Genomic DNA, 14857 nt, shown 5'->3' on the forward strand with positions numbered 1-14857 from the left:
TCCCCTTCGAGAAGGAGATCGGCCTGGAGCCGGCGCGAGGCATGGTCGGCACCGGTCAGTCGAGGGTGATGGTGCCGGCGGCGCCGTTGACCGTGATCTGCCGGCCCGTGGTGATGCGGTGGGTGGCGTCCGGGACCCCGACCACGGCCGGGATGCCGTACTCCCTGGCCACCACCGCGCCGTGGGACATCGCCCCGCCCATCTCCATGACCAGGCCGCCCGCCGTGAGGAACAGCGGCGTCCAGCCGGGGTCGGTGGACGGGCAGACGAGGATCTCGCCGGGCTCCAGGTGGGCGCCCACCGGGTCCAGCACCACGCGGGCCGGGCCCGTCACCGTGCCGGCCGAGGCGGCCGTGCCGGTGAGCGCGCCCTCGGGGGCCTGGCCGGCGGTGGCGGCGGCGACGGCCTCCGGCTCGGTGCCGTCGGACAGCATGACGCGGGGCACGTGGCGGCGCCGCGCCTCCTGCTCGTAGCGGGCCCGGCGGGCGGTCACCAGCTCCCGCAGCCCCTGCCCGGACAGCGCCGCCTCCTCCGAGGCGGAAGCCGCTCCGGACGAGCCGGCCGGCGCTCCCGGCGGGACGGGAGCCGTACCGGACGCGGTGTGCGGTGTCAGAGCCTGCAGGGCGGACCTGGCCTCCTCGAAGCGGAGGAAGAACACGTCGCCCGGCTCGTCCACCAGCCCCGCGGCCGTCAGGTGCTCCCCCACCACGAGCATGCTCCGCCGTATCCCCGCCAGGATCTTGACCAGGTAGAACTTGGGCAGCTCCCGCAGCCCCGCCAGCCGCCTCGTACGGCGCAGCGCGAAGCGGGTGACCGCGGCCCGCGCGAAGCCGCGCCGCCCGGCCCGGGCGGCGATCGTGTCCACGGCCCGGCGCGCCTCCTCCTCGCCGCGGGCGAACAGGGCGGAGGGGGCGAGGTCGCCGGGGTCGTCCATGCGCAGGTAGTTGGCCAGGACGCCGAGGATGTGCGCCGGCTCCTCCGACCAGCGCGGGAGCCCCAGGTCGATCTCGGCGACGCCCCGGTGGCCGTACCGCTGGAGGAAGCGCGCGACGCCCCGCTGGGCCTTCGGTGGCAGCTCGCCGGCCCGGTAGCGGCGCGCCAGCTCACCGACCGGGAGCTCCCGGAACGGCTGGGGCTCCACCCGCGTGGCCAGGTTCCACAGCTCCAGGTCCATCTCGGTCGTGGGGTTGGCGGGGAGGCTGCGCAGCACGCCCTGCATCTCCGGGATGGGCGTCCCGGACAGCCGCGACGCCAGCGCGAACAGGCCGTACCCGGTGATCACGATCGGCATGACGGAGACGATCGCGGGGAAGGCGACGCGGAGCATGCGCTCCGCGTGGTCGATGCGCTGGACGGGGGTGGCGCCGTCCGGAACGCGCAGCCGCCGGTCGAGCTGATCGCCCAGCCGCCGCGTGTACGCCAGGGCGGCGCGCGGGCTGACCAGCGCCTCCAGGACGCGGACCGGCGCGTTGACGGTGCGGGCGAAGCGGGCGAGCCCCTTCAGGAACGGCAGGCGCGAGGTGTGGACGAGCGACAGCCGGGGATCGTCGAACAGGTCGTTCAGCACGGCGGCGGTACGGGCCTCACCGAGCGTCAGCGCCTTGGGCAGGACGGCGCGGCCGGCGCGGCTGCGCACGGCGGTGGTCAGGTCCAGCCAGAGCCGCTCCCCCGCCACGGACATGAACGCGGGCCCGCCCCTCGGGTCCGCCGGAGGGCGCCCGAACAGGCCCGCCGCTCCCGACGCGGTGAGCTGGAAGCCCGCCAGGCCCATCGGGGTGAGCGGGCCCATGACGCCCTGGGCGACGTTGAGGCTGAACCAGACGCGCAGCCCGTCGCGGGTGGGGGCGGGCAGCGGGTACAGCGTGGTGATCGGGCGTGCCTGGGTGAGCCAGATCGCGCCGGCCGCGTCGATGGCCCACTCCGTGTCCTGCGGTGCGCCGTAGTGACGCTCGACGCGCGCGCCGAGCGTGGCCAGCTCGCGGACCTGGGCGTCCGTCAGGCAGGGCTCCACGGAGCCGGTACGGTCCACGCGCTCCGTGCCGCCGCCGGGCAGGGAGCGGATGACCACGCGCTTGTCGCCGGGGTGGCGTTCGAGGATCTGGCCGGTGGCGGGGTCGGCGACGAAGCGGTCCGGGTTCACGGCTCCGGAGACGACCGCCTCGCCCAGGCCGGGACTGGCGTCGATGACCGCCCGCCGCCTTCGCCCCGTGACCGGGTCGGCGGTGAACATCACTCCGGCGACCTCGGCCTCGACCATCTTCTGGACGACCACCGCGAGCCGCACCGAGGCGTGGTCGATGCCGTTGGACGCGCGGTAGGAGACGGCGCGGTCGGTCCACAGCGACGCCCAGCAGCGGCGGACCGCGTCGAGCACGGCGTCGGCGCCGACGACGTTGAGGTACGTGTCCTGCTGCCCCGCGAAGCTGGCGAACGGCAGGTCCTCGGCCGTGGCCGACGAGCGCACCGCGACCGGGCCGCTCCCCAGCCGCTCGTACGCGGCGATGACGGCCTGGGCCACGGGCTCCGGCAGCGGGGTCCGGAGCAGGCGCTCCCTAGCCGCCGCCGGCCCGTCGCCGCCCGCGGTGACGACCTCCTCCAGGTTCGCGGCCTCGGCGGCCTGGCGGTAGGCGTCCGTGGTGAGCACCCAGCCTGGCGGGACGGGCAGCCCGGCCCTGGTCAGCTCACCCAGGTTGGCCGCCTTCCCGCCCACCTCGGCCAGCATGGTGGCGTCGATCTCGGAGAAGTCCAGTGCCGTGTTCATCTGCCCCGTCCTCGGTGTTCAGCTTCTGGACACGAGTGTCACCCCTCGCGCCCAGAAATTCAACACCTGATGAAACATCGGCGGCATCAGAACGCCAGCGGCGCTCCGTCCAGGTCCCAGGCCGGGTCCACCTCGATGCCGAGCCGGTCGAGCGCCGTGGGCCCCACGTCCACGGGCCGCGGCTCCTGGAGGCGGACGCCGCCCAGGTCCTCGCCCAGCCGCGCGCCGATCACGAACACCGTCCGCTCCTCCCCCGAGACCCCGCCGTGGCCGCCCGCGTCCACGTGGCCGTGGTCGGTGGTGACCAGGACCGTCCACCGCTCGTGCCCGAACGACGGCCGCGCACGGATCGCGTCGAGGAGCCCGCCGAGGTACGCGTCCTGGAGCAGGAGCGCGTCGGCGTACTCGGGGCCGAGGGGACCGAGGACGTGGGCCACCTCGTCGGTGTCGCCGAGGTAGACGAACGACAGGTCGGGGCCGGTGAGCTCCAGGTGCTCGCGGGCCGCCGCGGCGACCTGGCGGTCGGCGACGCTCCAGGTGAGGGCGTACCCGTCGAGCACGAACCGGGTGCCGATGGCGGGGCCGAACGCGCCGTGCTCGGCGAGGGCGGCCCAGGAGAAGAACGCGGAGGTGACGAGGTCGGGGCGGGCCTCCTGGGCTCGCGTCAGAAAGTCCGGATATTTCGCGAACTGCGGAGGTGTCAGCTGTTCGGCGCCGAAGCCGTTGTCCACGACACCGTGCTTGTCCGGCCACACCCCGGTCGCGATCGACGCCCACCCGGGCCCGGAGTCGGTCCGCGCCCGGATGACCCGCAGGAGGCCCTCGGCGCCCTCGTGGGCGATATGGCCCGTTTCGACAGGGCATTCCGGGACGACCTGGCCCGGAGACTCGGTGCGGGGCGCCTCGGGCTCGCCGTACGGGAGGGTGCTGGTGCCGTACGCGCCCGTCGACATCAGCGCCGACAGCACCGGCGGACGGATCGCGACCAGGCGGTCGAAGCGCAGGCCGTCCATCCCGACGACCAGCACCTTGTCCCTCATACGACATCCCCCGGAACGGTCCCGGACGCGGGGGCGAAGCGGCGGACCCACTCGGCGGCGCCGGGAAGGATCTCCTCCACCGGAGCCACCTGCGGATACCAGGTCCGCTCCCACTCCAGCGACACCCATCCGTCGTAGCCCGCCGCGCGCAGCAGCTCGCCGCCCTCGTCCAGCGGCACCGAGCCCGTCCACATGGGCACCGGCGTCGTGTCCTCGGCCGAGACGGCGTCCTTGACCTGCACGTACTCCAGCCAGGGTCCGAGCGCGGCCAGCGTGTCGGCGGGGGTCTCGCCGTGGCGCCACGGGTGCAGCAGGTCCCAGATGGCCCCGGTCGTCTCAGGCCGGTCCGCCGCCTCCAGCAGCCCGGCCACGGCGGCGCCGGTCGGCATCAGGTCGTGGGTCTCGACGAGCACCCGGACGCCGAGACGCGCGGCCGCTTCCGAGACGGCGCGGAGGCGGCGGGCGCCCACGGCCGGGTCGTCGCCGCGCGGGAACACCCGCACTCCCGGCGCGCCGAGGTCGGCCGCCAGCTCCAGGTCCGCGCGCAGCGCCTCCACGAGCGGCTCGTCGGGGCCGGGCTCGCACACCCGCACGTACCCGGCCAGCGCGGAGATCTCCAGCCCGGCCGCCTCCACGCGCTCGCGCGCCGAGCGCCGCTCCTCGGCGGTGAGGCCGCGGTGGACGCCCGTGTCGGGGTGGAGACGCAGTTCGAGGCCGTCGCACCGGTGGGCCGTGGCCACCTCGATCGCCCTGTCCAGCCCCTCGCCGGGCATTCCGAGTGTGCTGACCGCGAGCTTCACCGCGTCTCCCTCATGTGTCGTCCGTGTGTGTGATCGTGATCCGCGCGCCCGGCTGATGACGCGCCGGACCTGTGGTCGTCGGCCCCGCGCCCGGCTGATGACGCGCCGGACGGGTGGTCGTCGTCCGCGCGCACGGCCTGGGACGCAGCGGGTGTGCCGGGCGTCGGGTGCGTGGCCGGTCGGCGGCACGCGGACTGCGTGGCCGGCCGGTCTCGGGAGTGCCGGGTGCGGACGTCAGCGGATGTCCCGCACGCTCTCCCGCAGGACCACCTCGCCGGCGACGTGGTCCACGGTCGTCGTCTCGCCCGCCGCGAGCGCCAGCTCCAGCGCGCGGGCGCCCATGTCGGCCAGCGGCAGCCGGACGGTCGTCAGGGCCGGTACGTGGTCGCGCAGCGTGGCGATGTCGTCGAAGCCCGCCACCGAGACGTCGTCCGGCACCCGTGTCCCCCGGTCGCGGTAGGCGGCCAGCGCGCCGACGGCCATCACGTCGTTCACCGCGAACACACACGTCGCGTCGCCCGTCTCCCCCGCCGCCGTGTAGCCGCCGTCGCGGTCGAAGGGCCCGTGGACGACGCGCGGCTCCGGCAGGCCGAGCTCCTTGACCGCCGCGACGAACCCGTCGCACCGGTCGCGGGCGGTCATCAGGTGCGGTGGCCCGGCGAGGACGGCGAAGCGGGTGTGGCCGAGCCCGGCCAGGGAGCGGGCCAGGGCCGCGCCGCCCTCGTGGTTGGCGGGGGCCACGGTGTCGACGCCGAGCAGGTCCTGGCCGACGCAGGCGACCCGGCCGCCGCTGGAGCGGTAGCGTTCGAGCTCGCGGCGCAGCCGGCCGGTCACCTGGGGGTCGTCCACGCGGGAGCCGGCCAGCAGGACGGCGCGCACGCGCTGGGCGTTCATGGTGGCGACGTAGGCGATCTCCTGCTCGGGGTCGCGGTGCGTGGTGCCGACCATGACGAGCAGGCCCTCGCCGGCCGCGGCGCGCATGGCGCCGTCGGCCAGGGCGGCGAAGTAGGGGTCGGTCAGGTCGTGGACGACGATGCCGATGACGTTGCTCGCGCCCCGGGCCAGCGTCTGGGCGGCCATGTTGGCGCGGTAGCCCAGCTCGTCGGCGGCTCTCTCGACCCGCGCCCGCAGGTCGGCGCCCACCTGGCGGGTGCTGCCGTTCAGCACCCGCGAGGCGGTCGCGAGCGAGACGCCCGCCTGCCTGGCGACGTCCTCCAGCGTGACCACGAGACCTCCCCGGAAAGCGGTTTCCCAGTCTGTCAGACCGGCCCCCGGGTCCGCATCCTTACACGCCCGGCGCCGGGAGGCCAGATCAGGCGCCGTTCAGCCTGTCAGCTCCACGGGAACAGGATGTCGAACAGGCCCTTCTGCGTCTCCGACGGAGCCGGCGCGGGCGCCTGGGTGGTGGCGGGCGCCTGGGTCGTGGCGACCGGCGCCGGCGCGGTGGGCTGGTCGGCGGTCTTGGCGTCCACGTCGTCGTCGCGCGTCGTGGTGGTGTCGTCGACGGTCGTCGGCTGCCGGGTGGTCCTGCCGGTGGCGCGGGTCGTGGGCTGGCCGACGCGGGTCCGCGTGACGCGCGGCTCGGGGGTGCGGCTCACCCGGACGCGGGCCGCCGTCGGGGTGGGGGCGACCGTGCTGGACGTGGACGGCTCCGGCGTGGCGGACTCGCCGGGCTCGTCCGCGGCCTCGCCGGTGTCCTCCGGGTCGGGGGCGGCCGAGGTGGGCGGCGCGCTCACGCGGCCCGCGCTGGCGCAGCGGTCCGCCGCGCACGGGTCGTCGGAGGAGGTGCCGGTCAGCATCCAGCCGGCGCCGGCGCCGAGGACGACGACGACGGCCGCGGCGGCCACCAGCAGCTTGGTACGGCGGCGCACCTCCTTGTCGGCGGTGCTCTCCTGGTTCGCGTCGGTCCAGCCGGAGCCGAGGAAGCCACGCCGCGGCTCGCCGTCCTCGTCGTCGGCGGACGTCTCGTAACCCTTGTCGAGCGGGAGATAGGCGGGGTCGCCGTAGTCGCCCGTGTCCTGGAGCCGGTGGGAGCCGCTGTCGGCGTCCGTGTAGCCCGCCTGCTCGCCGTCCGCCCGGTGGGCGCCGCCCTCGGTCTCGCCGTATCCGGCGTTGCCGTGCTGGGCGTCCCCGTACAGGGCGTCGACGTACGGGTCGTCCCCGTGCTGGGAGTCCGCGTGCAGGGCGTCCGCGGGCTGGGCGTCGCTGTACAGGGCGTCCGCGTGCGGGGAGTCCGCGTGCAGGGCGTCCGCGGGCTGGGCGTCGCTGTACAGGGCGTCCGCGTGCGGGGAGTCCGCGTGCAGGGCCGTGCCGTCCTGGGGCGCATACGAGGACGTCCCCTCCGAGGGGTACGGCGTCGCCGCGTCCTGCGGGGGATACCGCTCAAGGGGCGCGCCGTCGGACGGCATGATGTACGTCTCGTTGCCGGAGACCACGATGGCCGGCTGCTCATCCGTGTCGTCCGTGCTGTACCGAGGTGACAGCACGTCGCCGGTCAGCTCCGGGTTCAACGGCCGTGACTGACCGTCCTCGTACGACCTATCGTTCTCGTCGCGCGACACTCTGTGACCTCTCTAGTCCATAGCTGTGCGCGACCTTTCCTAACAGACTCCACCCATCTTTGTCCGGAAATTTCACAGCATCCCCATAAATTGTTCCCAACCTCATATACACCTGCCCTTTCATCACTCCCATCCGCCCGCGTCCCGGTTCTAGTTACTGACGAGTAGCATGGGCCCGACAGCAGTCCAGTAACGAGGAGCGAACCCCGTGCCTTCCTCTCGTGACGTCGTGTTCGTCGACGGCGTGCGCACCCCCTTCGGCCGGTCGGGGCCGAAGGGGCTGTATGCGGAGACCCGCGCCGACGACCTGGTCGTACGCGTCATCCGCGAGCTCATCCGGCGCAACCCGGCCCTGCCGCCGGAGCGCGTGGACGAGGTCGCCATCGCCGCGACCACCCAGATCGGCGACCAGGGCCTGACCATCGGCCGCTCGGCCGCGGTGCTGGCCGGGCTGCCGAAGTCCGTTCCCGGCTACGCCGTCGACCGCATGTGCGCGGGCGCGATGACCGCGGTGACCACGGTCGCGGGCGGCATCGCGTTCGGCGCGTACGACGTCGCCATCGCGGGCGGCGTCGAGCACATGGGCCGCCACCCGATGGGCGAGGGCGTCGACCCCAACCCGCGCTTCCTGTCGGAGCGGCTCGTCGACCCGAGCGCCCTGGTCATGGGCATGACCGCCGAGAACCTGCACGACCGCTACCCCACGATCAGCAAGCAGCGCGCCGACGCGTACGCGGTGCTCTCTCAGGAGAAGGTGGCCAAGGCGTACGCCGACGGCAAGATCCAGCCCGACCTGGTGCCGACCGCGATCAGGACGGCCGAGAAGGGGTGGGGCCTCGCGGTGGAGGACGAGGCGCCCCGGCCCGGCACGACGATGGAGGGCCTGGGCGCGCTGAAGACGCCGTTCCGGCCGCACGGGCACGTGACGGCGGGCAACTCCTCCGGCATCAACGACGGCGCGACCGGCTGCGTCGTGGCGGCCCGGGAGGTCGCCGAGGAGCTCGGGCTGACGGCCAGGATGCGGCTGGTGTCGTACGCGTTCGCCGGCGTGGACCCCGAGGTGATGGGCGTGGGCCCGATCCCGTCCACGGAGCGGGCGCTGCGGCTGGCCGGGCTGTCGATCTCCGACATCGGGCTGTTCGAGATCAACGAGGCGTTCGCGGTGCAGGTGCTGGCGTTCCTGGAGCACTTCGGCATCGCCGACGACGACCCCCGCGTGAACCCCTACGGCGGCGCGATCGCCTTCGGCCACCCGCTGGCCTCCTCGGGCGTGCGGCTGATGACGCAGCTCGCCCGCCAGTTCGCCGAGCGCCCGGACGTGCGCTACGGCATCACCACCATGTGCGTCGGCATGGGCATGGGCGGCACCGTGATCTGGGAGAACCTGGCATGACGAACATCGACACCTGGCGCGCCCTGCTGAGCGAGCGCAGCACCGACGAGGTGGTCACCAAGGCGCTCGTCCGCGACGTCGAACTGCCCTACGGCGCCGGCACGATGGCGCTCATCACGCTGGACAACGGCTTCGACCACACCAAGCCCAACACGTTCGGCCCGCACGGCCTGTTCGCGCTGAACGGCGCGCTGTCGGAGATCGCCGCCCGCGGCGACCTGGCCGCGGTGGGCGTGACCGGCAAGCCGTTCATCTTCGCCGTCGGCGCCGACCTCAAGGGCGCCGCCTCGGTCGCCTCGCGCGAGGAGGCGCTGGCCATCGGCGCGCTCGGGCACCACGTGTTCCGGCGGCTGGGCGAGCTGGACGTCCCGTCGTTCGCGTTCGTCAACGGCGCGGCGATGGGCGGCGGCCTGGAGATCGCGCTGCACTGCACGTACCGGACGATCTCCTCGGGCGTCCCGGCCGTCGCGCTGCCGGAGTGCTTCCTCGGCCTGGTGCCGGGCTGGGGCGGGACGCAGCTCCTGCCGCGCCTGATCGGCCCGGCGAACGCCGTCAAGCTGATCATCGAGAACCCGCTGTCGCAGAACCGGATGGTCAAGGGCGCCCAGGCGTACGAGCTGGGCGTCGCGGACGCCCTGTTCGAGCCCGCCGACTTCCTGGAGGAGTCGCTGCGCTGGGCGGCCCGGGTCGTCAACGGCGAGGTCGCGGTCGAGCGTCCCTCGCATGACGGCGACGACTGGGACAAGGCGGTCGCGGACGCGCGGTTCCTCGTGGACATGAAGCTGCGCGGCGCCTCGCCCGCCCCGTACCGGGCGCTCGACCTGGTCGCGCGGGCCCGCACCGCCTCGCGGGACGAGGGGTTCGCCGCCGAGGACGAGGCGCTGGCCGACCTGCTGATGAGCGACGAGCTGCGCGCCGGCCTGTACGCCTTCGACCTGGTGCAGCGGCGGGCCAAGCGGCCGGCGGGCGCGCCGGACAAGTCGCTGGCGCGGAAGGTCACCAAGGTCGGCGTGGTGGGCGCGGGGCTGATGGCCTCGCAGATGGCGCTGCTGTTCGCCCGCCGCCTGGAGGTGCCGGTCGTCCTGACCGACCTCGACCAGGGCCGCCTCGACAAGGGCGTCGGCTACGTACACGCCGAGGTGGACAAGCTGCTGGCCAAGGGCCGCGTGTCGGCCGACCAGGCCAACCGGCTCAAGTCGCTGGTCAGCGGGTCGCTGACCAAGGACGCGTTCGCGGACGCCGACTTCGTCATCGAGGCCGTCTTCGAGGACATGGCGGTCAAGAAGAAGGTGTTCGCCGAGGTCGAGGCCGTGGTGAGCGCGGAGTGCGTGCTGGCCACCAACACCTCGTCGCTGTCGCTGACCGAGATGGGGGCCGAGCTGGCGCGTCCGGAGCGGCTGGTCGGCTTCCACTTCTTCAACCCCGTCGCGGTGATGCCGCTCCTGGAGATCATCAAGGGCGCCTCGACCGACGACGCGACGCTCGCCACCGCGTTCGCGGTCGGCAGGACGCTGAAGAAGTCGTCGGTGCTGGTCAAGGACGCCCCGGCGTTCGTGGTCAACCGGCTGCTGACCCGCTTCATGGGCGAGGTCATCTCCGCCGTGGACGAGGGCACGCCGCTGGAGGTCGCCGAGCACGCGCTGGACGACCTCGGGCTGCCGATGACGCCGTTCGCGCTGCTCCAGCTCGTCGGGCCGGCCGTCGGCCTGCATGTGGCCGAGACCCTGCACGCGGCGTTCCCCGGCCGGTTCGGCGTCTCGGCGGGCATGGCCAAGCTCGTCGCCTCCGGCAAGCCGGGCGTGTACGCGCCCGACTTCTCGCTCGACCCGGAGGCCGTGGCGCTCTTCGCGGGCGGCGACGCGCCGTCCACCGCCGAGGAGGTACGGCGGCGCGTGCTGGAGGCGCTGGCCGAGGAGATCCGCATCATGCTCGACGAGGGCGTGGTGGCGGCCCCGCAGGACATCGACCTGTGCATGGTCCTCGGCGCGGGCTGGCCGTTCCACCTGGGCGGTGTCACACCGCTGCTGGACCGGGCCGGGTTCGCGCGGCCCCGCTTCTTGCCGCCGGGCGTGGCCTCGGTGCCCGCCTGACCGTGGCGTGAGGGAAGGGGACTCGCGGTGGCGCCGCGGGTCCCCTTTTCTGCGTCCTTTGCCGCCGCTCTGCGCCCTGCCCATCACATGGCCGAATCGGGGACGATCCATGGCCGCCGCCGTCGGGACCGCCGGGTACCTACACCGGTGTCACACCAGGCACATCAGCCCCTGCGGTCCCCACGCTCACTCGGGTCGTCGGCCGGGGCGGGCCTGTGCCACGACGGAGAGGACAGTCATGAGATCGCTCAAGGTAACCGCGCTGTGCGGGGCCTTCCTGATGGCGGCCGCCCTGCCGGCCATGGCGGCGCAGCACGGGCGGACGGCCCTGCGGATCACCGTGACGGCGTCGGGCCAGGAACCGCAGACGTACGTGCTGCGCTGCGACCCCGATGGCGGCGACCACCCGAACCCGGAGGTGGCCTGTGACCGGCTCCGGGCCGTCGACGGCCGGCTGTCGGGGCTGCGCCGGTCCAACAGCGCCTGTCCGTGGATCTCCGAGCCGTACGAGGTGGCCGTGGTGGGGCGCTGGCAGGGCCGCAACATCGCGCTGCACTCGACCTTCGCCAACCTGTGCCGCGCCAAGGCGGCCGGCGACGGCGTGTTCGTCTTCTGAGCCCAGTCGTACGAGCAGGCAGTCACACAGGCAGGGAACCGCGTGGGGGCCGGGAGACCGTCCCCCACGCTTGTCCGCTACCGGGCCTTGGCCGCCTCGACCCGGCTGTGCCGGTAGCCGTAGGTGAAGTACAGCAACGCGCCCACGATCATCCAGATGATGAACCGCAGCCACGTCTCGACCGGCAGGTTGAGCATCAGGTAGAAGCAGGCCAGCACCGACAGGATGGGCAGGACCGGCACCAGCGGCGTGCGGAACGCCCTGGGCAGGTCGGGCCGCGTGCGCCGCAGGATGATCACGCCGGCCGACACCACCACGAACGCGAACAGCGTGCCGATGTTGACCAGCTCGGCCAGGGCCCCCAGCGAGATGAACCCGGACAGCAGCGCCGACACGATCCCGATGATGACCGTGAGCCGGGCCGGCGTGCCGAATCTCGGGTGGACCTTGGCCAGCTTGCGCGGCAGCAGCCCGTCACGGCACATGGCGAACAGCACCCGCGTCTGGCCGAGCATGAGGATCATCACCACGGTCGTGAGCCCGGCGATCGCGCCGATGCTGATGAGCCCGGCCGCCCATTTCTGGCCGACCGCGGTGAAGGCGTCGGCGAGCGGCGCCGAGGTGCTGAGCGTCTTGTAGTTCTGCATGCCCACGACGACCAGCGAGACGGCCACGTACAGGACCGTGCAGATCGCGAGGGAGCCGATGATGCCGCGCGGCATGTCGCGCTGCGGGTTGATGGTCTCCTCGGCTGCGGTGGCGACGATGTCGAAGCCGATGAAGGCGAAGAAGACGACCGCCGCGGCCGAGAAGATGCCGATCACGCCGTACGCGACGGGCGTGATGTTGAACAGGACCTGGATCAGCGGCGCCTTGAGCCCGGCGACCTGCTCCGTGGCCTGCGGCGGCGGGATGAACGGCGAGTAGTTCGACGGCTTGATGAAGAACAGCCCCGCCACGATGACGAGCAGGATCACCGCGACCTTGATCGCCACGATGACCTGGTTGACCCGTGAGGAGAGCTTGATGCCGGCCACCAGGATCGCGGTGAGGAGGAGCACCACGATCATGGCCGGCAGGTTGACCACGGGGTCGTCGCCGGCGATGGACGCGGGCAGCGGCAGGCCGATCGAGGACAGCAGCGACGCGAAGTAGCCCGACCAGCCGACCGCCACGACCGCGGCCGCCAGCGCCATCTCCAGCATGAGGTCCCAGCCGATGATCCAGGCGGGCAGCTCGCCGAGCGTGGCGAAGGAGAAGGTGTAGGCCGAGCCCGCCACCGGGATCGTGGAGGCGAACTCGGCGTAGCACAGCGCCGCCAGGCCGCACACGATCGCGGAGACGACGAAGGAGATGGCCACGGCCGGTCCGGCCGTCTGCTTGGCCACCTGTCCGGTCAGCACGAAGATACCGGTGCCGACGATCACGCCGATGCCGAAGACGGTCAGGTCGACGGCGGTCAGGCGCTTGCGCAGCCGATGCTCCGGTGCCTCGGTGTCGCTGATGGACTGCTCAACCGTTTTCGTGCGAAGTACGTCCACGAGTGTGACCTTGCCCACACACGCGGGCATCATGCACCGGCGCGCGCACCTGACGCGGCCCGGGGTCAGCGCTGGGTGGACGGGCTCCTCATGGGCTGGTCGCGGCGGGCGACCGCCTCGGTGATCTGGCGGGCGAGGTCCTGCCCGGTGAGCCCGACGCGGCCGAGGATCGCGGCCCGCTTGGCGTGCTGGAGGAACTCCTGCGGGATGCCGAAGGTGCGGACCGGCACGTCCACGTCGGCGTCGCGCAGCAGCCGGGCCACCGCGTCGCCGACGCCGCCGACGCGGCCGTTGTCCTCGACGACCGCGACCAGCCGGTGGGCGCCCGCCGCGAGCACGAGGGCCTCGTCGAGCGGCTTGACCCAGCGGGGGTCGACCACGGTCGCCGAGATGCCCTGGGCGTCGAGCAGCACCGCGGCGTCCATGCACGCCTGGGCCATCGGGCCGACGGCGACGATCAGCACGTCGGCGTCGCCGGCGCGCAGGACGTCCATCTCGCCGAGCCGTCCGGCCGCCTCGATCGGCGCGGCCACCGGGCCCTTGGGGAAGCGGACGACCGTGGGGCCGTCGGTGACGGACACGGCCTCCTGCAGCAGCTCGGCCAGGCGCTCGCCGTCGCGCGGCACGGCGATCCGCAGGCCGGGCACGACCTGGAGGATCGACAGGTCCCACATGCCGTTGTGGCTGGCGCCGTCGTCGCCGGTGACGCCCGCCCGGTCGAGGACCACGGTGACCGGCAGCCGGTGCAGGGCGACGTCCATGAGGAGCTGGTCGAAGGCGCGGTTGAGGAAGGTGGCGTAGACGGCGACGACCGGGTGCAGGCCGCCCAGCGCCAGGCCGGCCGCGCTGGTCAGCGCGTGCTGCTCGGCGATGCCGACGTCGTAGGTGCGGTCGGGGAAGGCGTCGGCGAAGGCGGCCAGGCCGGTCGGGTGGAGCATGGCGGCGGTGATCGCGACGATGTCCTCGCGGTCCTTGCCGAGCCGGACCAGCTCCTCGCTGAAGACGTCGGTCCAGATGCGGCCCTTGGGCTTCTCGGCGCCGGTGACCCGGTCGAAGGCGCCGGGCGAGTGGAACTGGTCCTCGTCGTGGTTCTCGGCCGGGGAGTAGCCGCGGCCCTTCTGGGTGAGGGCGTGCACGATGACCGGGCCGCGGAAGTCGCGGGCGGTGCGCAGGGCGGCCTCCATGGCCTGCTCGTCGTGGCCGTCGATGGGGCCGACGTACTTCAGGCCGAGGTCCTCGAACATGACCTGCGGGGCCAGGATGTCCTTGACGCCCTTCTTGAAGCCGTGCAGCGCGTCGTACAGGACCGGGACGTTGCCGATCTTCTCCTTGACGTACTCCAGGAAGTCCTCGTAGCGGCGCGTGACCCGCAGTTTGGACAGGTGGGAGGCGAGCCCGCCGATGGTCGGCGAGTAGGAGCGGCCGTTGTCGTTGACGACGATGACCAGCGGGAGGTCCTTGACCGCGGCGATGTTGTTGAGCGCCTCCCAGGCCATGCCGCCGGTGAGCGCGCCGTCGCCGATCACGGCGACGGCCGTGCGGTCACGCTCGCCGCGCAGCTTGAACGCCTTGGCCAGGCCGTCGGCGTAGGACAGGGCGGTGGAGGCGTGGGAGTTCTCGACGAAGTCGTGCTCGGACTCGGCCTGGCTCGGGTAGCCGGACAGGCCGCCCTCCTGCTTCAGCGCGCCGAAGCCGGCGGCTCGGCCGGTGAGCAGCTTGTGGACGTACGCCTGGTGGCCGGTGTCCCAGATGACCGGGTCGCGGGGTGAGTCGAACACCCGGTGGATCGCGATGGTGAGCTCCACCACACCCAGGTTGGGGCCGAGGTGCCCGCCGAAGCGGGAGCAGCAGTCGACGAGCAGGTCGCGGATCTCGTTCGCCAGCCTCGGCAGCTCCTCGGCATCGAGCCGTTTGACGTCGTGCGGTCCCTCAACCGAGTCCAGCAACCCGCTCACGGATGCATCCCCTCTGCTCCTGTGCGCCAACGGCTTGAAGTCTAGTTCGTGGATGCCTCGCTGACTCCATCGAGTCAATTCCACCCACATATGTCCGATC

Annotated in this window: 10 protein-coding genes; 3 read left to right on the top strand and 7 right to left on the bottom strand. The window is 73.0% G+C overall.

Annotated elements, in window-relative coordinates; translation table 11 throughout:
• Window positions 1-55: 55 nt before the first annotated feature.
• The 5 genes from AB0H64_RS11985 to AB0H64_RS12005 form a co-directional block, all read right to left on the bottom strand.
• Window positions 56-2761 carry a PEP/pyruvate-binding domain-containing protein gene (locus AB0H64_RS11985; protein ID WP_357623065.1) on the bottom strand — a complete coding sequence of 902 codons (2706 nt, stop codon included), beginning with the start codon at window positions 2759-2761 and terminating at the stop codon, window positions 56-58.
• Window positions 2762-2847: 86 nt separating this feature from the next.
• The gene (locus tag AB0H64_RS11990) at window positions 2848-3801 is read right to left on the bottom strand and encodes an alkaline phosphatase family protein (protein ID WP_357623067.1); all 954 of its coding nucleotides are present in this window, start codon (window positions 3799-3801) and stop codon (window positions 2848-2850) included.
• Window positions 3798-4601, bottom strand: a complete 804-nt coding sequence (locus tag AB0H64_RS11995) for a sugar phosphate isomerase/epimerase family protein (protein WP_357623069.1) — start codon at window positions 4599-4601, stop codon at window positions 3798-3800. The genes AB0H64_RS11990 and AB0H64_RS11995 overlap by 4 nt, the downstream gene beginning before the upstream one ends.
• 234 nt (window positions 4602-4835) lie before the next feature.
• The gene (locus AB0H64_RS12000; RefSeq protein ID WP_357623071.1) at window positions 4836-5828 is read right to left on the bottom strand and encodes a LacI family DNA-binding transcriptional regulator; all 993 of its coding nucleotides are present in this window, start codon (window positions 5826-5828) and stop codon (window positions 4836-4838) included.
• Between the two features lie 104 nt (window positions 5829-5932).
• Window positions 5933-7162: a hypothetical protein gene (locus AB0H64_RS12005; RefSeq protein ID WP_357623072.1), complete on the bottom strand. Its 1230-nt coding sequence runs from the start codon at window positions 7160-7162 to the stop codon at window positions 5933-5935.
• Window positions 7163-7370: 208 nt separating this feature from the next.
• Here AB0H64_RS12005 and AB0H64_RS12010 point away from each other — a divergent pair, with 208 nt between their 5' ends.
• From AB0H64_RS12010 to AB0H64_RS12020, 3 genes are all read left to right on the top strand, one after another.
• Window positions 7371-8555 carry a thiolase family protein gene (locus tag AB0H64_RS12010; RefSeq protein ID WP_357623074.1) on the top strand — a complete coding sequence of 395 codons (1185 nt, stop codon included), beginning with the start codon at window positions 7371-7373 and terminating at the stop codon, window positions 8553-8555.
• The gene (locus AB0H64_RS12015) at window positions 8552-10645 is read left to right on the top strand and encodes a 3-hydroxyacyl-CoA dehydrogenase NAD-binding domain-containing protein (RefSeq protein WP_357623076.1); all 2094 of its coding nucleotides are present in this window, start codon (window positions 8552-8554) and stop codon (window positions 10643-10645) included. Before AB0H64_RS12010 ends, AB0H64_RS12015 begins: the two co-directional genes overlap by 4 nt.
• 238 nt (window positions 10646-10883) lie before the next feature.
• Entirely contained in the window at window positions 10884-11261 is a 378-nt protein-coding gene (locus AB0H64_RS12020; protein WP_357623078.1) for an SSI family serine proteinase inhibitor, read from the top strand.
• A gap of 77 nt (window positions 11262-11338) precedes the next feature.
• On the opposite strand, the gene AB0H64_RS12025 is transcribed toward AB0H64_RS12020, so the two are convergent.
• Together AB0H64_RS12025 and dxs are read right to left on the bottom strand one after the other, a co-directional pair.
• Complete coding sequence (locus AB0H64_RS12025; RefSeq protein WP_357623079.1) at window positions 11339-12802, bottom strand: amino acid permease; 1464 nt, start codon at window positions 12800-12802, stop codon at window positions 11339-11341.
• A 65-nt stretch (window positions 12803-12867) separates the two neighbouring features.
• Window positions 12868-14748 (bottom strand): 1-deoxy-D-xylulose-5-phosphate synthase, encoded by a 1881-nt coding sequence (gene dxs / locus AB0H64_RS12030; protein WP_357623552.1) that lies wholly within the window; start codon window positions 14746-14748, stop codon window positions 12868-12870.
• Window positions 14749-14857: the final 109 nt, after the last annotated feature.

The sequence above is a fragment of the Nonomuraea sp. NPDC050733 genome (genome assembly GCF_040654215.1).
In the GTDB taxonomy this organism is placed as follows: Bacteria; Actinomycetota; Actinomycetes; order Streptosporangiales; family Streptosporangiaceae; genus Nonomuraea.